Origin of the sequence: Paraburkholderia sp. RL18-101-BIB-B (genome assembly GCF_046026985.1) — a bacterium.
Lineage (GTDB): Bacteria > Pseudomonadota > Gammaproteobacteria > Burkholderiales > Burkholderiaceae > Paraburkholderia.
In genome coordinates, this window is the sequence record NZ_JARESV010000001.1 from 235,323 (window position 1) to 254,073 (window position 18,751).

The window sequence follows — 18,751 nt, forward strand, 5'->3', positions numbered from 1 at the left end:
ACGCCGGATTCTACAAGCGCTAATACGATTTGCGCGACTCTTTTATGTATAACAGCGAAGGTTTGTTGCGCGGCGCAGACTGCGCAACACATTTTGATGCTTGTTTTAGCGGGTAAACGTGCGTCGAGGGGCCTGGCAACACCAACACGTAACGTACGTTACAAGCCATTTCGATGCATGAATAACGGCACTTTCTGCGTGGACGATGACCGGTGGACCGCTCGTCGTCGGCTTCCATGCGGCGGAAAAAACACGCCCCCCTGCAGCGAAAAGCGCTGCAGGGGGCGGCCAATCTCGCCCTGCGATAGAAATCGCGGGCGGCAGTCAAAACACTTTTTTACTGCCGGCTGACGTGTTTGAGATCGTGTTCGCTCTCCTTCACGTGAGCCCAATACTCGTTTTCGTCGCGCAGCAAGCCGAGCTCGCCGTTGCGATACGCCATCGCCAGCGCGAGGTTGGCTTCGGGTAACTCCGCATTGGCCGCGCGCGTGAGCCATTGCAGCGCCAACGCGTCGTTGTGCGGCAGCGTCGCGCCGAAGCGATACTCGTTGGCAAGCTGGAACTGCGCGAGCGGCAGCCCCGCTTGCGCCGCCTGTTCGAGCCAGCGAATCGCCAGGCCTGCATCACGCGCCACGCCGTATCCGTTGCGATAGAGCGTCGCGAGATCGTAGGCCGCCTGGGCATCGCGGGAATCATGCGATGCCGCCAGCGTCAGCCAACGGCGGCTTTCCACGTAGTCCGGCACGACGCCGGGCAGGCCGCGCAACAGCAGACGCCCGAGCGTGGCTTGCGCGCGCGGCGCGCCGTCGAGTGCGAGTTGCCGGTAAAGCTCGACGCCTTCGCGTTGCTCGTCGATCTGTAGCGAACTCACCAGCACGTCCGCGAGCGCTTCACGCGCGGTCGCGTTGCCGAACGCCGAGGTCAGCCGCAACTGCCAGAGCGGCCAGGCCGCATGCGTCGCCGTGCCCTGCATCTGCCAGTCGTCGATCTGCACGTTGGACACGCGCGTGGCCGCCACCGTGGCGAGCGTCCCCGCGCAGATGGCCACGGCCGACGCCAGCGTCAAAGAGACGCGCGCGTTCATTGGTTGAGGTTCACGGAGTAGACCGCGAGACCCTTGCCGGTACCGTCATCGGACTGGATCTGGGCGACGTTGCTGATGCCGTTGGCCTGCGCGAGCGCTGTGAGGTTCGGCGCCGACAGGAAGGTTACCGGACCGGCTGTCGCCACCTTCGTGAAGCGCCAGCTACGATCGCTGCCGTTGCTCGCCGCCTTGATGGTCTGCGCTTTCTTGATGTAGGCGATCAGCACGTCGCGGCTCGCATCCGGCGACGCGTAAATCGTCTTGCTACCGTCGAGCCCTGGGAAATTTCCGCCGCCGCTCGCGCGATAGTTGTTGGTCGCGACGATGAACGACTGCGTATCCGAGATCGCCGCGCCCTGATATTTCAGGTTGCGAATCCGGCTGCCGACCGCCTGCGTCACGTCGATTTCGTAGCTGAAGTCCTTCGACGTGATCATGTCGAAGTTATAGCCGGGATACGTGCTGACGAGTGCCTGCGCCGCCGTGTTGGCCGGATCGATCGTGTTGAAGCGCTTCGCCGCGGTTTCGAGCCAGGCTTTCAGGTCGGCGCCCGTCACCTTCACCGCGTAGATCGTGTTCGGGTACAGGTACAGGTCGGCGGCGTTGTTGATCGCCACGTTGCCTTGCGCGACGTCGGTGAAATCGTTACCGCCGCCAAAGCCGCTCTTGAACGGCGCGCTCACCGACAGCACCGGAATGCCCGCATATTGCGGCAGATTCGCGTTGATGTAGTCCTGCGTGTAGGCCGCTTGCGCCTGGTTGACGATCTCGATGGCCGACACGTCGCCCACATCGGCAAAGTAGGTGGTCATGCGGAAATCGGTCGTGCCGATCGGCGTTTTCACGTAGTTGATGGTCGCCGCATGTTCGGCGGCAATCGCCTGCGAGACTGCCGGGTCGACGGCCACGTAGCTGTTATCCGCGTTCTGGATCGAGCGGGCTTGCGCGGTGCTCGCGTTGCGGTCCACCGTCCACGTGCCGTTCGTGTAGTTCAGCGCGAGCTTGATCACGCCGAGATGCTTGCCCCAGAAATTCGCCATCACGGTCGGCACGCCGTTGACGGTGCCCTTTACCTTGTCGACACCCGGCAGGTTGAATTGCGTGACGGTGCTGTTTTTATCGGGGAAAACCTGGTGCGAGTGGCCGATCAGCATCGCATCGATGCCGGCCACTTTCGAGAGATAGTAGCTGCCGTTTTCCATCGACGGCGAATACGTCGAGTTGTCGAGCCCGCCATGCGACATCGCCACGATGATCTGCGCGCCCTTCGCCTTCATTTCCGGCACGTACTTCGAGGCGCTTTCCACGAGCCCTTGCGTGTAGACGTTGCCGTCGAGCCAGCGCTTGTCCCACGCCATGATTGCGGGCGGCGTAAAGCCGATCACGCCGATCTTCACCGGCGCGCTGACGGTCTTGCCGTCGGGCGTCGTGGCCGTGATCGTGCGTTCGAGGATCGTGTACGGCTTGAGGATCGGCTGCTGCGATTTCGCGCCGAGCACGTTGGAGAGCACCAGCGGAAAGTTCGGCCCCGCGCAGGCCGGCTGCGACGCGACCGGGCTCATGTTCGGCACGTCGAACGCGCTGCCGGTCACTTGCGCGAGAAACGGCAGGCCGTAGTTGAACTCGTGATTGCCGATCGTGCCCGCGTCGTACTTCAGCAGATTCATGACTTTGTAGACGCCGAGCGTGGTCTTGCAATCGACCGGCGCGACCTGCGCCTGATAGTCGGCGAGCGCGGTGCCCTGGATCGTGTCGCCGTCGTCGAGCAACAGGGTGTTGGGGAATTCCTTGCGCGCCGCCGCGATCAGCGTCGCCGTGCGCTCGAGGCCGAGCGACTTGTCTTCCGCCAGCTTGTAGTAGTCGTAGCTGAGCAGATTGGTGTGGATGTCGGTGGTCTCCAGCAAGGCGAGCGTCGCGGTCGTGCCGTTCGCCACTTGCGGCGCAGGCGTGTCGACACTGCTGCTGCATGCTGTTATACCGATCGCGCTCAGCGCACCCACGGTTCCCAAGGCGCCGATCGCGCCACGCGCGCGCAGCCGCTTTCCTGCCATCAAGGTCACTCGCATCTTTACCGCCCTCCGGTTTTGTTGTGTTGTCATGCCGGACCATCGGGCCGGCTTTGCATTACAAACAATTACAGAGGCGCAAGAGTACGGTGGGTTTATGACACTGATTTGTATGGCATTAGATAGCCATAAGTAATCCGCACACGAGGATCACGGGCTTACCGCGCGAGCCGCGGCAGGATGCCGGCGAGCTTCGTGAGCGCGGCGTCGATGTGCTCGACCGCGATATTGCCGTAGCCGAACATCAGGCCCGGCTGCGCCTTCGCGCGTAGATGAAACGGCGCGAGTCCATACAGGCCGATCGATGCTTCACGCGCCGCGTTCACCACCGCTTCTTCCGTCAGCGGCGCTTTCAAACGCGCCGCCATGTGGATGCCGGCCGTCGGCACGATCGGTTCGAACCAGGGCGCGAGGCCGCCGCGCAGATGGTCGAGCAGCATCTCGCGGCGCGCCGCGTAAGTCTTGTGCATGCGCCGCAGATGCTTGGCGAAATCGCCGTTGAGCATGAAGGACGCGAGCGCGGTTTGCGTGAGCGTGCAGCCGTGCCAGTCGCCGATCTGGCGCGCCTTGATGAGCGGACCATAGAGCGAGGCCGGCGGCACCACATAGCCGACTCGCAGTTCAGGAAAGATCGTCTTCGAAAACGTGCCGACGTAGGCGACGAGTCCGGCGCGGTCGAGGCTTTTCAGCGGCTCCATCGGCCGGCCTTCGAAACGGTACTCGCAGTCGTAGTCGTCTTCGATGATCACCGCGCCGCGTTTCTGCGCCCATTCGAGCAACTCGACGCGGCGCTCGAGGCTCATCGGCATGCCGAGCGGGAACTGATGCGAAGGCGTCACGTAGACGAGCCGCGCCTTGTCCGGCAGCTTGCTGACGATCAGGCCTTCGGCATCCACCGGCACGGGCACCACGCGCGCGCCGGTGGCCTTCAGGCACGCATGCGCCGGCCTGTAACCTGGGTCCTCGATCGCCGCGACTTCGCCGGCACGCAAAGTGATTCGCGCCAGCAGATCGAGCGCGTGCTGCGCGCCTTGCGTGACGATCACGTCTTCCCAGTTGCTGGCGACGGCGCGGTTGAAGGCGAGGTAGCGCGAGATCGCGAGGCGCAGTTCCTGCTCGCCGGCCGTGTCGCGATAGATGCCGGGGCCGCGCGCTTGCGCACGCAACGCGTGATTCACGCAGCGGCGCCAGACGTCGAAGGGAAACAGCGTCTTGTCGGTCGCGCCGCCGACGAAGTCCTGCGGCGACGCCACCGAAGGCCGCGGCAACGGCAAGCTCTCGGGCATCTCCTCCCACAGCGGCTGGGCGCGCGCGGCCGCCTTCATCTTGGCCCGCTCGCGCCACGACTCCGCCGCCCGCGCATGCGCGGAGCGCTCCACCGGCAGACGCTCCAGACCATCGGCGACGAAGGTGCCCGAGCCGCCACGCGCGCTCAGATAACCCTCGGAGAGCAGCCGCTCGAACACGTCGAGCGTGGTCTTGCGCGACACACCCAGTTGCGTGGCGAGATCGCGCGTGGACGGCAGGCGCGTGCCGCCCGCGAGACGCCCTTCGAGAATGCCGGCGCGCAACTGCCGATAGATCTGTCCGGACAGATCGTGATGCCCTTCGACCGCGATATGGATTTCCATCCGGGTGGCTACCTTGAGTATCCGGGAAACGGTTATTTGAAAAGACCAATGGCAACCGTTAGCTTACCTCTGCCCGTGCTATCCGATGGCCATTCAAGCGCGTGCGCGGCGCCTCCAGATACAAAATGGCACGCCGTGCATTGCAAGGCGCGCCATTCAAGTTTTGCCAGCGCACGCCGTGACGTGCGCCGCGTTTGGCACCCGGAACGCGATTACTCCGCCACCACCCCATTCAATGCCGCGGTTTGCCGCGCGGTCGCACGCGCCTCATCGCTGCAACGTTGATGCTCGCGCGAAAGCTTGCGCATCAACGGCAGCAACAGAACCGCCACCAGCGCACCCACTGCCGCGAGCCAGCCGAGGCCGGTAAACAGCTTCGTATAGAGCGGCAACGATTCGAGCGGATCCATATCGCCCGCCGGCATCTGCGCGAAATTCGCGACCACGCTGCCCAGATATTGCGACACGCCGGTCGCCACGAAGTAAGCGCCCATCATGAAACCGCTCATGCGCGCCGGTACGTAGCGCGCGATCATGGCGAGTCCCAGGCCGCTCACCAGCAGTTCACCGAGCGAATACAGACCGTAGCCGCCCACCATGAACCACGACGACACGCGCCCGTTCACCGCGTACTTACCGCTCGCCGCGTAGACGAAGAAGCCGGCCGCGACCACCGCAAAACCGAACGCATACTTCACCGCCACCGGCACGTCCTTGCCGCTCTTCGCGAGCTTCGTATAAAGCAGCGCGAGCACCGGGCTCAGCAACATGATCCAGATCGGGTTGAGCGCCTGGAACTGCGCGGCGCTCCACGTGAACAAGGTTTCGCCGAACAGCGTGAAACGCGGGTCGACGTTGCGCAGCGCGAACAGCGTGAGCGACGTCGACATCTGCACGTAGAACACGAAGAACAGGATCACTTGCGCGGTCAGGATCAGCGCGGCGACCAGCCCCGAGCGCTCCGAGCGTTCGCACTTCATCAGCATGTAGCCGAAGATCGCCAGAATCGCGACGCCCGCCGTGTATACGCAGGCCACCGCGATCGCCTTGTGCTGCAGCACGAACATGGTCGCCGCGCCGAGCGCGAGGCCACCCAGCGCGACCGCGCCGACGCGCTTCCAGCGCACCGGTTCAACGTCCGGCGCGGAGCCGATATGCGCGAGCGTGCGGAACATGATGAAGTAGTTCAGCACCGACAGCAGCATCCCCGCGCAGCAGACGGCGAAGGCCGTATGCCAGCCCCAATGGTCCTTGATCCACGGCGTGGCGAGCATCGACACCGTCGAGCCGATGTTGACCGCCATGTAGTAGATCGTGAACGCGCTGTCGATGCGCGCGTCGTCGCCTTCATAGATGCGGCGCACGAGATTCGCGGCGTTGGCCTTGAAGAGACCGTTGCCGACCACGATCACGCCGAGCGACGCGTACATATAGGCAAGCTGGTCGTTGGGCAGCGCCAGCATGAAATAGCCGACGGACAGCACGCCGGCGCCAAAGATCATCGTGCGGCGCGCGCCGAGAATCTTATCGCCGATCCAGCCGCCGATCGACGGCGACGCATACACCAGCGCCGTGAATGCGCCCCACGTGAGGGTGGCGTGGCTGTCGGTGAATTGCAGCTTGTCGATCATGAACAGCACGAGCAGCGCCGCCATGCCGTAATAGCCGAAACGCTCCCACATCTCGATCAGAAAGACCGTCGAAAACGAACGGGTCTGCGAGACGCGCGCGCTGGGCGGGTTGGATGAATTCATCATGTACCTCTTGTTCAAACGGTTGCGGCGTCGCGCGAACTGGCCGCGCGGCGCGTGAAACGGAATCTGGAAAGACAGTCGGCGAAGCGTGCGCGTCACCGGTGCGAATAGGCACCACACGGCACCGTGCGGCCACAGCGCGTAGGCGCGCTCATCCGCGCGCTAGAGCGCCAAACCAGCAGATAAACCAGGGGATGGGATCGAGGCCCGCCTCGCGAAACGCCCCGCGGGAAGTCCCCTTGAGGGAACCTGCGCCACACCGGGCTCGGACTCCGGCATGCGGAGCGGGCTCAATGATAAAGCATCGCGACGAACGGGGATTTCGGGGCCGACAGAGAGCGGCGTTGCCACGCGGTGGCAGGCGGAAAGCCCGCGGCGGGAAAAATCGGCAGTGATGGTCATGTCCTTACGCCGGCTGCCGTTCGGTTGGAACGTGCCGGACAGTGCTCCACCGCGCGGGATCGCCGCGGGCGGAATGAAAAACAGCGGCCGGGTTCGCGTGTGGTGTGCACATGCGCGCCCTTCCGCAAGCGGGGCTGATTCTGCAAACAGAAACATCCTGAGTCACTCAGGGAATTCACTGATCCGGCGTCAATAACCTGTCGTTACACGCCGTACGCCTTGGCCGCAGCGGCGCTTGCCATCGAAAATAGTCTTTTGTGTCATACGTTTAATCTTCCTGATACTCATATTGCATAACCGCGGTTAGCGGCGGGCAATACTGCAGCCGTTACTGCGTTTGTTTGCTATTTCTCGAAATAACCAGTCAATTTGGCTGGGATTAGTTTCGGTTCTGGCAACATAGAGTGTCGTCTCGAAATGTGGTCTCTCGCAGCACCGGGGCTAAAAGACCCGAAGCCCGGCCTGGACGCAATCAAACCATATTTACTTATATCAAACAAATTTTGACGGGCTAATTTCCTCCTGCTATGGTCACGACAATTCAAAAAAGCAATCCGGCACTAGAAATCGGCAGCAAGATCCGCGCACTGCGCCAACGGCTCAAGCGGACGCTGGATGACACGGCAACCGCGGCGGGGATTTCCAAGCCGTTTTTGTCGCAGGTCGAGCGCGGGCTGGCGTCACCGTCCATCACTTCGTTGGCCGGTATCGCCCACGCACTCGGGGTCACGGTGCAGTATTTCGTCGACACGCCCAGCGAAGAACGCAGCGTGAGTCGTGGCGATCAGTTGAAGTTTTTCGGTTTTGCGGACTCGGCCAATCTGTTTGCGCGGCTGACCAACGTGACGGGCGGCCGTCAGCTCGAAGCGATCCTCGTGAGGATGCCGCCCGGGCAGAAGCGCTCCGAAGTCACCACGCATGCCGGGGAAGAGTTTGTGTATGTGATCGACGGCGAAGTGTCGTTGACGCTGGAAGGCAAGACGTTCGTGTTGCACGCGGGAGACAGCGCGCATTACGAATCGACGGTGCCGCACAGCTGGGTGAACACCGCGCGCATCGAGTCGGTGGTCGTCTGGGTGGGCACACCAAGACTGTTCTAAAGAGCAGGCACCTTATCCGGTTGAGCCGGCCGGGGATTGCCTGCATTACGAAATGTAAGGAATCCTGCATGTCGCGCTACCACCACGAGCAACAAGGGCCGCCTTGGCCCGAGCAACGCAGCTAAACGGGCGCCCTGGCGCCAGCGCGTTTCTCTCTCGACCTTTCCTGCGATCTCAACCGATGAAAACCCCGTTCGTCTACGCGACGGCGCTGACTGCGCTCGTCCTCACGTTTGCCCCTTCCGCTTTCGCCATCACGGTGCCCGCGGGCGTCACGCTCGCCGCCAGCCAGGAAATGACCCGCCAGGTGCCTGGCGAAACCGAATCGCTCGACCCCGCGCATATCGAATCATGGACCGGCAATACGATCGGGCTCGACCTGTTCGAAGGCCTGACGCGCATGGATGCGAGCGGCGCGATCGTGCCGGGCGTCGCCGAATCGTGGTCGCGCACCGGGCCGAATACGTGGGTCTTCAAGCTGCGTCACGATGCGCGCTGGAGCAACGGCCAGCCGGTCACGGCGGCCGACTTCGTCTACTCGTGGCAACGCGTGCTCGATCCGAAGACGGGTTCGAAATACACGGTGCTGGTCGAATTCGTGAAGAACGCCAAGGCGATTCTCGCCGGCAAGGCGCCGCTCGCGAGCCTCGGCGTGCGCGCCGTCGATCCGTACACGCTCGAAGTCACGACCGAAGTGCCCGCCACGTTTTTCCCGCAGCTAACGGCCATGGCGACGATGACGCCGGTCAATCGCGCGGTCGTGACGAAGTTCGGCGGCGACTGGACCCGTCCGGGCAACTTCGTGGGTAACGGCCCGTATGCGCTGGCCGACTGGCAGCCAGGCAATCGCCTGGTGGCCACCAAAAGCCCGACGTACTGGAATACTGGCAAGGTCGTGATCACGAAAGTGACCTACCTGCCGATCGAGAACGACGAAACGGCGATGCGCATGTATCAGGCCGGCCAGTTCGACTACACCTACTCGGTGCCCTCGGGCATCTATGCACAGGTGAGCAAGCAGTTCGGTTCCGAGCTGAGAACCGGCCTGCAGATCGCCACGTACTATTACAGCCTGAATAACGACGACCCGGCCTTCAAGGACAAGCGCGTACGCCAGGCGCTGGCGATGGTGCTGGACCGTGACCTGCTGACCAAGCGTCTGACGGCCGACGGCGAAGTGCCGATGTACGGCCTGATCGCCAAAGGCACCGAAGGCTCGGGCGTGTTTACGCCGGAGTGGGCGAGCTGGCCGATGCCCAAGCGCATCGACTACGCGCGCAACCTGCTGAAGACCGCGGGCTATTCGGACGCGAAGCCGCTGACGTTCACGCTCACCTACAACACCAACGACCTGCACAAGAAGGTCGCGTTGTTCGCCACCTCCGAATGGCGCACCAAGCTCGGCGTGACCGCCAAGCTTGAAAACGTCGAATACAAGGTGCTGCTCAAGCAACGCCACGACGGCAAGGTGCAGGCCTCGCGCGACGGCTGGTTCGTCGACTACAACGATGCCAACTCGTTTTTCGATCTGATCCGCTGCAACAGCGTGCAGAACGACCAGCACTACTGCAACCCGCAAGTGGACAAGCTGATCGACGAAGGCAACCAGCAGCTCGACGACGCGAAGCGCACCGCGTTGTTCACGCAGGCACACGATCTGGCCATGAACGACTATCCCGTGGTATCGCTCTTCCAGTATTCGGCCGACCGGCTGGTCAAGTCGTATGTAGGCGGCTACAAACCGACCAACTACCTCGACCAGCGCGCCACGCAAGACATGTATCTGATCAAGCACTAAGCACGGGAGCACCGTCATGCTGGCCTATACGCTGCGCCGCACGCTCTGGGCGATCCCGACGATTATCGCCGTGATCACCGCGTGCTATCTGCTGCTGCATCTCACCCCGGGCGGCCCGTTCGACACCGAGAAGCAACTCTCGGCGGCCGTGCTGGCGAACCTGAACGCCAAGTATCACCTCGACGAACCGTTGTGGTTGCAGTACTTCCACTACCTCGGTTCACTGCTGCACGGCGACCTCGGGCCGTCGTTCCGTTATGCCGACTGGTCGGTCAACGACCTGGTGTGGAAGGCGCTGCCGGTCAGCCTCGGCGTGGGCGGCGTGTCGGTGCCGATCGCGGTCGTGATCGGCGTCGCGCTCGGCACGGTGGCCGCGGTGCGGCGCGACCGTTTCGTGGATCACTTCGTGATGGTGCTCGGCAATATCGGCAACGTGGTGCCACCTTTCGTGCTCGGTCCGGTACTCGTGTGGATCTTCGCGATCCTGCTGAAAACTTCGGAAGGACACGGCTGGCTGCCGGCCGGTGGCTGGGGCGACGGCGAGTGGCGCTATCGCGTGCTGCCGATCGTGCTGCTCACCATCATCAACGTCGCCGCGATTGCCCGCGTGATGCGCGGCAGCATGATCGAAGTGCTGTCGGGCAACTTCATCCGCACGGCGCGCGCCAAGGGTTTGCCTGGCCGAACGATTGTCCTGCGCCACGCCATGAAGCCCGCGCTGATGCCGGTCGTCTCGCTGCTCGGCTCGATCTGCATCTCGTCGATCACCGCGGCGGTGGTCACCGAATCGGTGTTCGCGCTGCCGGGCCTCGGCCAACTGGTCGTCAACGGCGCGATCAACCGCGACTACACCCTCGTGCTCGGCCTCGTCGTGCTGACGACCGCCGTCGCCGTGCTGTTCAATCTGCTGGTCGACCTCGCGTATGCGTGGCTCGATCCGCGCATCCGGTACTGATCCATGCCCCGCTCTCTTCAATCGACTGCCGCGGCGCTCGACCCGCTCGCGGCCATCGCGAAGGCGCCGCGCTCGCGCGGCCCGCTCGCCACCGCCGCGTGGCGCTTCGTGCGCAACCGCGCCGCTTTTACCGGTTTCGTCGTGCTGATGCTGATCGTGCTCGCCTGCGTGGCGGGTCCGTGGTTCCTGCCGAACAACCCGATCGATAGCGACTGGAGCGCGATCAGCCTGCCGCCCACGCTGCAAAACATGCACTGGTTCGGCACCGACGAACTCGGCCGCGATCTGCTCGCGCGTGCGCTGCAAGGCGGGCGCGTGTCGCTCGAAGTCGGCCTGCTCGGCACGCTGGTGTCGGGACTGATCGGCGTCGCGTACGGTGCGACCGCGGGCTATCTGGGCGGACGCGTCGACGCCGTGATGATGCGTATCGTCGACATGATGTACGCGATTCCCTACATGCTGATCGCCATCCTGATGATGACGATGTTCGGCCGCGCCTTCTATCTGGTCGTGCTCACCATCAGCGCGTTTTCATGGCTCGACATGGCGCGCGTGGTGCGCGGCCAGACGCTGTCGCTGCGCTCGCGCGAATTCATCGACGCCGCGAAGGCGATCGGCGTGAGCTCGCGTTCGATCATCGCGCGCCACATCGTGCCGAATCTGTTCGGCGTGGTCGTCGTGTATGCGAGCGTGACCGTGCCGAACATCGTGCTGACGGAATCGGTGCTCTCGTTTCTCGGCCTCGGCGTTCAGGAGCCGATGACGAGCTGGGGCGTGCTGATTCAGGACGGCGCGCAGAAGCTCGAATCGATGCCCTGGCTGCTGCTGTGCCCGGCCGTGATGCTGTGCGTGACGCTGTATTGCGTGAATTTCGTCGGCGATGGTTTGCGCGACGCATTCGATCCGAAGGACCGTTGACATGCCGCTACTCGAAGTCAAAGACCTCAGCGTGCGCTTTACGCGCCGCGAAGGCGCACCCGTCGACGCGGTGCAAGGCGTGTCGTTTTCACTCGAAGCGGGGCGCACGCTCGGCATCGTCGGCGAATCGGGCTCCGGCAAGAGCCAGACCGTGATGGCGTTGCTGGGTCTCCTCGCTGGCAACGGCAAGGTGTCGGGCGCCGCGACCTATCGCGGCGAGAACCTGCTGAGCATGAACGAAGCGGCGCTGAACAAGATTCGCGGCGACCGCATCGGCATGATCTTTCAGGACCCGATGACCTCGCTCAATCCGTTCCTGACGATCGAACGGCAGATGACCGAGACGCTGCAACTGCATCGCAAGATGTCGCGCCGCGAAGCGCGCCGCCGCGCGATCGAAACGCTCGAATCGGTGCGCATTCCCGATGCCGCACGGCGTATCAACATGTATCCGCACGAGTTTTCCGGCGGCATGCGCCAACGCGTGATGATCGCGATGGCGCTGCTCTCCGAACCGGAAATTCTGATCGCCGACGAACCCACCACCGCGCTCGACGTGACCGTGCAGGCGCAGATCATCGAACTGCTGCGCGAACTGAATCGCGAACGCGGCACGGCGATCATCCTGATCACGCACGACATGGGCGTGGTGGCCGGCCTGTGCGACGACGTGATGGTGATGTACGCCGGCCAGACCGTCGAGCAGGCGAGCGCCGCCGCGCTATTCACCGCGCCGACGCATCCGTACACGCTCGGCCTTCTGAACGCGCTGCCGCGTCTGACCGACGATGACGACGACCGTCCGCTGCAAACCATTCCGGGCAATCCACCCCTGCCCGGTGAAGTCGGCGCGGGTTGCGCATTCGCGCCGCGTTGCGGATATTGCACCGACCGTTGCCGCGAATCGCGCCCGCCCCTTTCCGCCGCCGCGGGCCACGCCGACGCGCTGCGCGCGTGCCACCGGCCGGTCGGGGAAATTCTCGAGGCACAACACGTATGAACACCACTCCTCTGGCAAACCAGGACGCGGCCACGCTGTTGCGCGTCGACAATCTCAAGGTGCAATTCGGCGTGCCGCGTGGCGGTTATCCGTGGTCCGGTAAAGCGACGCTGCGCGCCGTGGACGGCGTGTCGTTCAACGTGCGGCGCGGCGAAACCGTGGGGCTCGTCGGCGAATCGGGTTGCGGCAAGTCGACGCTCGCGCGCGCGATCATCGGACTCGCGCCGGTGGCGAGCGGCAGCGTGCGCTGGCTCGGCGACGAAACCGTGCTGCCGGGCGCGCGCCGCGATACCTCGCGTTTGCGCCGCGACGTGCAGATGATTTTCCAGGATCCGCTCGCCTCGCTCGACCCGCGCATGACGATCGAACAGATCGTCGCCGAGCCGCTTCTCACGCACGGTCAGGACATTGCGCGTGCCGACGTGCAGCGGCGCGTGCTGACCATGCTCGAACGCGTCGGTCTCAACGCGCAGCATCTGCGCCGTTATCCGCATGAGTTTTCCGGCGGCCAGTGTCAGCGCGTCGGCATTGCGCGCGCGCTGATCGGCGAGCCGCAACTGGTGATCTGCGACGAGCCGGTGTCCGCGCTCGACGTGTCGATCCAGGCGCAGATCGTCAACCTGCTGCGCGATCTGCAACGCGAACTGTCGCTCTCCCTGCTGTTCGTCGCGCACGATCTGGCCGTCGTCAAAGCGATCAGCCACCGCGTGCTGGTGATGTATCTGGGACGTGTGATGGAGTTCGGCGACAAGCGCGAGGTGTACGGCACGCCCCGTCATCCGTACACGCGGGCGTTGCTCTCGGCCGTGCCGGTGCCCGATCCGGTCGTGGAGCGCGCGCGCCGTCATCTGCTGTTGCGCGGCGAGATTGCCTCGCCGCTCAGTCCCCCCTCCGGCTGCGCGTTTCGCACGCGCTGCCCGGATGCGATCGAAGCCTGTACCCGGGAGATTCCGCAGCCCGTCACGCATGGGGCCAAGGCGACACGCGTCGCTTGCATTCGCGTGGGAGACACCGCGAAGTAAATGCCCTCGGGCAACGCTACAGCAAAGAACCTGAGAAGCTAAAACCAGAAAGTTAAAACCGTATTCCCGGCGCGGCGGGCCGTCGCGCCGTTGGATTCGTTCGTCCTGCCAATCGCGGGACGAACGATAAACGTGGACTGGCTAACCGCCAGCCAAAGATTCACCACAATAATCAGAGACGTACTCAATGAAAGATAGCCGATCAAAAAACCGGTCAAAAAAAACCGGAGCAGCAACCTTCTTTTACTGCGCATTCACGCTTCCAGCACTGACACTAGCCGCTAACGCGTATGCCGACGACGGCGTCACGGAGCCCACCTCCGAGGCGTCTAAAACTCAAACGCTCGCGCAAACGTTGTCGTCCCCGGCGCAACTCGCGCAGGCCACACCGACGCAGCAAAACGATACGTCCGGCAAGCGCCGCGCGGAGCAAGGCGGCCAGGTGCGCAACGATCAGCCCGACACCACCAACGCCATCGTCAACGCCGAGGCCAGTCAAACGGTCACGCCGCCCGCGCAGTTGTCGAGCCAGGCGGCGAGCAAGGGTTTCATCGCCGAAAGCCATCTGAATCTGCAGTTTCGCAATTACTCCGACTACTTCCAGGCGCCCAACACGATCTACCGTCACGCGTGGGTCCAAGGCGTGCAGGCCAACTACGAATCCGGCTACACGCAAGGGCTGGTCGGCTTCGGCGTCGATGCATCGCTGTTCGGCGCGCTCAAACTCGACGGTGGCAACGGCGCGGGCAACATGGTGCACGTCGGCAAGGACGGCGGCGGGTCGGAGCAGCTCGCGTGGGCTTATCCCGGCATGTACGATATCAAGGGACGCATTTCGGAAACGGTCGTGAAATACGGTTTGCAGATCGTCACCAACCCGTTCCTCGAACCACACGACAACCGCGCGCTGCCGCCGACCTTCCTCGGCGTCTCGATGGTCAGCAACGATCTCGTGCACACCACGCTCGAGGCCGGCAGCTTCACCAAAGTCGACGCGCGCGGCCACACGAACCTGAGCAATCTCACCACCTCGTATGGCGGCACGCGGATCGATCGCCTCACGTATGTGGGCGGCACGTGGCACTACGCGAAGAACGGCGAGATGGCCCTGTATGTCGATCAGGCCGACGACGTCTGGCGTCAGTACTACGGTTCGGTCGCGCAGTCGTTCGGCGATCCGACCACCATCAAGTGGAGCGGCCTCGCCAACATCTACTCGACGCACGATACCGGCGCGTCGCGTCAGGGGCACATCAACAGCAATGCGTACAGCGTGTCGGTCTCCGCGCAGCACGGCCCGCATGCGCTGCTGCTTGGCTACCAGCAGGTACTCGGCGACCAGTTCTTCGACTACGTCAACGAGACCAACGGTATCTACCTGACCAACTCGATGGACGTGGACTACAACGCGCCGCACGAGCAATCGCTGCAATTGCGCTATACGTTCGACGGCAAATACGCTGGCGTGCCGGGGCTCAAGGCGATGTTCTGGGGGCAATACGGCTGGGGCGCGGATGCATCGGCGGGCGCGGCGGAAAACGCCTCGCCTTCCGCGCCGCTGCATGATCTGTACTGGAAGAACGGCGAGCCAGTGCATGGCCACCACCACGAGTTCGGCTTCATTCCGAGCTACACGCTGCAAAGCGGACGCTTCAAGGATACGAAGATCACGTTCATCGCGATGTGGCACAACAGCCAGTACCACTACTCGGATGGCAACAACATGGAATACCGGCTAGTGGTGAATGTGCCGGTGAAGGTGTTCTAAGCGCTTCCAGCGCGATTCGGGGCGGCGCGGTTTGCGCGCTGCCTCGGTGATCGCGCTTAGGCTCAGCCCGTGATCCGTTCAGTCGTCATCGCGCGCGACAAGCCGTGCATTGGCCGGCGCAACGCGACATCGAACGGATTGGTTTGCGGGCCGATCGCATCGGCCTGCCGACGCAGCAATTCGACCACCATCGGCAGACGGTCGTCGCCCAGACGCGCGGCCAGCGTGCCGACGCTCAACGCCGCCACCGCCACGCCGGTGCGATCCAGAATCGGCACCGCCACGCCCGCCATGCCGTCGAGCACGCCGCTATTGCGCCCCGCGTAGCCCAACTGGCGCACACGTTCGATCTCAGTGCGCAAATACACTTCGTCGAGCACGCCGTAGCCGCGAATGCGCGGCACGTTGAAGCGGATGATCTCCTCGCGCTCGGCCTCGGGCAAGAACGCGAGAATCGCCAGACTGCCCTGCCCGACTCCCAACGCCACACGCCCGCCGATATCGCCGGTGAACGAGCGGATCGGAAACGGCCCTTCGCAGATGTCGAGGCACACTGCGTCGAAACTGCTTTTGACGAGCAGAAAGATCGTGTCGCCCAGACTCGCGCACAAGCGCAGCAACGCGGGACGGCACAGCGTGCGCATGCCGCTCGGATTGCCGGCCTGCGCCGCGAGCGCGAAGAAATCGACACTCAACCGGTACAGCTTGGAGTTCTCGTCCTGTTCGACGATGCCTTCCGCGATCAACGCATGCAGGATGCGATGCACGGTGCCCTGCGTCAGCCCGACTGCTTTCGCCAGACGCGTGACGCGGCCGCCATCGGGTTGCGCTTCGGACAACGCGCGGATTACCGCGAACGCACGTTCCAGCATGCCGGGGCCGGGCGCGCCGCCGGTCTCGTCGGCGGCGGCTGGGTCGGTATCTCGTTTGGCGGCAGCATTCATCTTTATGGTTCGCAATTATTTCACTGATCGGAACACTATAAAGTGTTTTATCCGCAAGTGGAATCCGGCCCGTCATCCTCTCTTTTGCCGTTGCATTAATGATTCATAGGGATTTTCCGGACGTCACGCAGCGGAACGTTTGCTATCGATCTACCGAATACATTCCATCAAACGAAATTTTTTCCAATTTTATACCGTCAAACGGAATTTGAAATTGACTGACGGTAATTTGGCTAGCTAGAGTCGGCGTCATCGAGACAGTAGTCGATTGAACCGGTGTCGCAACATCCAAAGGCCAGATCATGTCGTTCCTTACACTCACGGACGTAACGAAATCGTTCGGCGATCTGCAGGCAGTCGCCGACGTGAACCTGTCGGTGGAAAAAGGCGAGTTCGTTTCGTTGCTCGGACCGTCCGGCTGCGGCAAGACCACCACCTTGCAGATGATCGCGGGCTTCGTCGAGACGACGCGCGGACGCATCACGCTCGACGGCCGCGACATCACGCACATGAAACCGAACAAGCGCGGTCTCGGCATCGTATTCCAGAGCTACGCGCTGTTTCCGCACATGAGCGTCGCTGACAACGTCGGCTTCGGGCTGGAGATGCGCAACATCGACAAGGCCGAGCGCAAGGAGCGCATCCGCGAAGCGCTGGCGCTGGTGCGCCTCGACGCGCTCGCGCATCGCTTTCCGCGCGAACTCTCCGGCGGTCAACGGCAGCGTGTGGCGATTGCCCGTGCCATCGTGATCGCGCCGCCGGTGCTGCTGCTCGACGAACCGATGTCGAACCTCGACGCCAAGCTGCGCGAAGACATGCAGTTCGAACTGCGCGGCATTCAACGCAAGATCGGCACGACCACCATCATGGTGACGCACGATCAATCCGAAGCATTGTCGATCAGCGATCGCGTGGTGGTGATGGAAGCCGGCCGCATCACGCAGATCGACACGCCGTACGAAGCGTACGAGCGCCCGGAGAATCGCTTCGTCTCGCAGTTCATCGGCAAGGCCAACATGCTGCCCGGCATCGTGGTGGCGCGCGACGGCGACGCGATCCGCATCGACCTCGGCCACGATCTCGCCGAGACGGGGCACACGGCGCAGTTGCCGGCGCGCGAGCGCGTGGTCGGCGTCGGCGACGCGGTGACCTTGTGCATCCGCCCGGAAAAGCTGCGCCTGTGCGCACCGAACGCGGGACGTGTGCCGGCCACCGTGACGAGCCGCTTCTTCCTCGGCAGCCAATGGTTGTACCGGCTGGACAGCCGGCTCGGCGAAGTGCTGGTGTGTTGCCAGAACGAAGGCACGGAGCCGCTCGCCGAAGGCGCGGCGGTCGGCGTCGACTGGAACAGCGAGGCAATCCGCTTCATTCAACGGGACGCGCATCATGGCTAGTACGCTGCCCGCCACCGACGACCGCGACATGAAATCCGGCAACAGCCGCCGCGCGCCCTGGCATGCGTTTTTGCCGCTCTGGCTGATGTGCGCGCCGGCCTTTCTGCTGTTCGTGGCGCTCGTGCTGGTGCCGCTATTGATGACGCTAGTGCTGACGTTCTATCGCTTCGATCCGGCCAGCGGGCCGATCGCCGCATTCCAGTTCGGCAATTACGCGGAAGTGCTGAGCTCGTCGTATTACCACACCATCTTTTTGCGGACCTTCGGCATTGCGTTTCTGGTCACGCTGCTGTGTATCGTGATCGGCACGCCGGAAGCGTACGTGCTCTCTCGCATGCGCGATCCGTATCGCTCGATGTTCCTGCTGGTGATTCTCGCGCCGCTGCTGGTCTCAGTGGTGGTACGGGCGTTCGGCTGGAGCATGCTGCTCAACACCAACGGCCTCGTGAACCAGGCGTTCGGTCTGGTCGGACTCGGGCCGTACAAACTCGAGTACACCACCTTCGCGATCGTCATTGCACTCGTTCACGTGATGCTGCCGTTCATGGTGATTCCGGTATGGACCGCCTTGCAGAAGCTCGACCCGCAAACGGAAAACGCCGCGCTTTCGCTGATGGCGTCGCCGGCCACCACACTGCGCCGCATCGTCCTCCCGCAACTGACGCCGGGCATTCTGTCGGGCAGCCTGATGGTGTTCGGTCTGTCGGCGAGCGCCTTCGCGATTCCGGGCCTGCTCGGCGGACGACGCCTGAAGGTCGCCGCCACCGCCGTCTACGACGAATTCCTCGGCTCGCTGAACTGGCCGCTCGGTGCAACCATCGCGCTCCTTTTGCTGGTCGCGAATCTGATCGTGATGCTCACGTACTACCGGGTTCTGGAACGCAAGTACACCAGAAGCCTCGGCTAATTCATCGG

At 63.3% G+C, this 18,751-nt stretch carries 15 protein-coding genes; 9 read left to right on the forward strand and 6 right to left on the reverse strand.

Going from position 1 to position 18,751, the window contains the following annotated elements; genetic code table 11:
• Window positions 1-337: 337 nt before the first annotated feature.
• The 4 genes from P0D73_RS01085 to P0D73_RS01100 form a co-directional block, all read right to left on the reverse strand.
• Window positions 338-1,084 carry a tetratricopeptide repeat protein gene (locus P0D73_RS01085; protein ID WP_408175032.1) on the reverse strand — a complete coding sequence of 249 codons (747 nt, stop codon included), beginning with the start codon at window positions 1,082-1,084 and terminating at the stop codon, window positions 338-340.
• A complete protein-coding gene (locus P0D73_RS01090) occupies window positions 1,081-3,150 on the reverse strand; it encodes a bifunctional 2',3'-cyclic-nucleotide 2'-phosphodiesterase/3'-nucleotidase (protein WP_408429143.1) in 2,070 nt (689 codons plus the stop codon). The genes P0D73_RS01085 and P0D73_RS01090 overlap by 4 nt, the downstream gene beginning before the upstream one ends.
• A gap of 158 nt (window positions 3,151-3,308) precedes the next feature.
• Window positions 3,309-4,781, reverse strand: a complete 1,473-nt coding sequence (pdxR, locus tag P0D73_RS01095; protein WP_408429146.1) for a MocR-like pyridoxine biosynthesis transcription factor PdxR — start codon at window positions 4,779-4,781, stop codon at window positions 3,309-3,311.
• A gap of 212 nt (window positions 4,782-4,993) precedes the next feature.
• Complete coding sequence (locus P0D73_RS01100; RefSeq protein ID WP_408175035.1) at window positions 4,994-6,535, reverse strand: peptide MFS transporter; 1,542 nt, start codon at window positions 6,533-6,535, stop codon at window positions 4,994-4,996.
• A 929-nt stretch (window positions 6,536-7,464) separates the two neighbouring features.
• On the opposite strand from P0D73_RS01100, the gene P0D73_RS01105 reads away from it, so the two are divergent.
• From P0D73_RS01105 to P0D73_RS01130, 6 genes are all read left to right on the forward strand, one after another.
• On the forward strand, window positions 7,465-8,037 hold the full coding sequence (locus P0D73_RS01105; RefSeq protein ID WP_132377855.1) for a helix-turn-helix domain-containing protein: 573 nt from the start codon (window positions 7,465-7,467) through the stop codon (window positions 8,035-8,037).
• A gap of 181 nt (window positions 8,038-8,218) precedes the next feature.
• Window positions 8,219-9,835 (forward strand): peptide ABC transporter substrate-binding protein, encoded by a 1,617-nt coding sequence (locus P0D73_RS01110; RefSeq protein WP_408175036.1) that lies wholly within the window; start codon window positions 8,219-8,221, stop codon window positions 9,833-9,835.
• A 16-nt stretch (window positions 9,836-9,851) separates the two neighbouring features.
• Entirely contained in the window at window positions 9,852-10,790 is a 939-nt protein-coding gene (locus P0D73_RS01115; RefSeq protein ID WP_408280997.1) for an ABC transporter permease subunit, read from the forward strand.
• Between the two features lie 3 nt (window positions 10,791-10,793).
• Entirely contained in the window at window positions 10,794-11,708 is a 915-nt protein-coding gene (locus tag P0D73_RS01120) for an ABC transporter permease (RefSeq protein ID WP_408175037.1), read from the forward strand.
• A 1-nt stretch (window position 11,709) separates the two neighbouring features.
• A complete protein-coding gene (locus tag P0D73_RS01125) occupies window positions 11,710-12,708 on the forward strand; it encodes an ABC transporter ATP-binding protein (protein ID WP_408429149.1) in 999 nt (332 codons plus the stop codon).
• The gene (locus tag P0D73_RS01130; RefSeq protein WP_408312106.1) at window positions 12,705-13,730 is read left to right on the forward strand and encodes an ABC transporter ATP-binding protein; all 1,026 of its coding nucleotides are present in this window, start codon (window positions 12,705-12,707) and stop codon (window positions 13,728-13,730) included. The genes P0D73_RS01125 and P0D73_RS01130 overlap by 4 nt, the downstream gene beginning before the upstream one ends.
• 38 nt (window positions 13,731-13,768) lie before the next feature.
• Here the strand turns inward: P0D73_RS01130 and P0D73_RS01135 are convergent, their stop codons facing one another.
• A complete protein-coding gene (locus P0D73_RS01135; RefSeq protein ID WP_408312339.1) occupies window positions 13,769-13,984 on the reverse strand; it encodes a hypothetical protein in 216 nt (71 codons plus the stop codon).
• Here P0D73_RS01135 and P0D73_RS01140 point away from each other — a divergent pair.
• On the forward strand, window positions 13,918-15,498 hold the full coding sequence (locus tag P0D73_RS01140) for an OprD family outer membrane porin (RefSeq protein WP_408312103.1): 1,581 nt from the start codon (window positions 13,918-13,920) through the stop codon (window positions 15,496-15,498). The genes P0D73_RS01135 and P0D73_RS01140 overlap by 67 nt on opposite strands.
• Window positions 15,499-15,560: 62 nt before the next feature.
• On the opposite strand, the gene P0D73_RS01145 is transcribed toward P0D73_RS01140, so the two are convergent.
• Window positions 15,561-16,442: an IclR family transcriptional regulator gene (locus tag P0D73_RS01145; RefSeq protein ID WP_408249228.1), complete on the reverse strand. Its 882-nt coding sequence runs from the start codon at window positions 16,440-16,442 to the stop codon at window positions 15,561-15,563.
• 302 nt (window positions 16,443-16,744) lie between these two features.
• On the opposite strand from P0D73_RS01145, the gene P0D73_RS01150 reads away from it, so the two are divergent.
• Together P0D73_RS01150 and P0D73_RS01155 are read left to right on the forward strand one after the other, a co-directional pair.
• The gene (locus P0D73_RS01150; RefSeq protein WP_132377869.1) at window positions 16,745-17,836 is read left to right on the forward strand and encodes an ABC transporter ATP-binding protein; all 1,092 of its coding nucleotides are present in this window, start codon (window positions 16,745-16,747) and stop codon (window positions 17,834-17,836) included.
• On the forward strand, window positions 17,829-18,743 hold the full coding sequence (locus P0D73_RS01155) for an ABC transporter permease (protein WP_408175044.1): 915 nt from the start codon (window positions 17,829-17,831) through the stop codon (window positions 18,741-18,743). Before P0D73_RS01150 ends, P0D73_RS01155 begins: the two co-directional genes overlap by 8 nt.
• The last annotated feature ends 8 nt before the right edge of the window (window positions 18,744-18,751 follow it).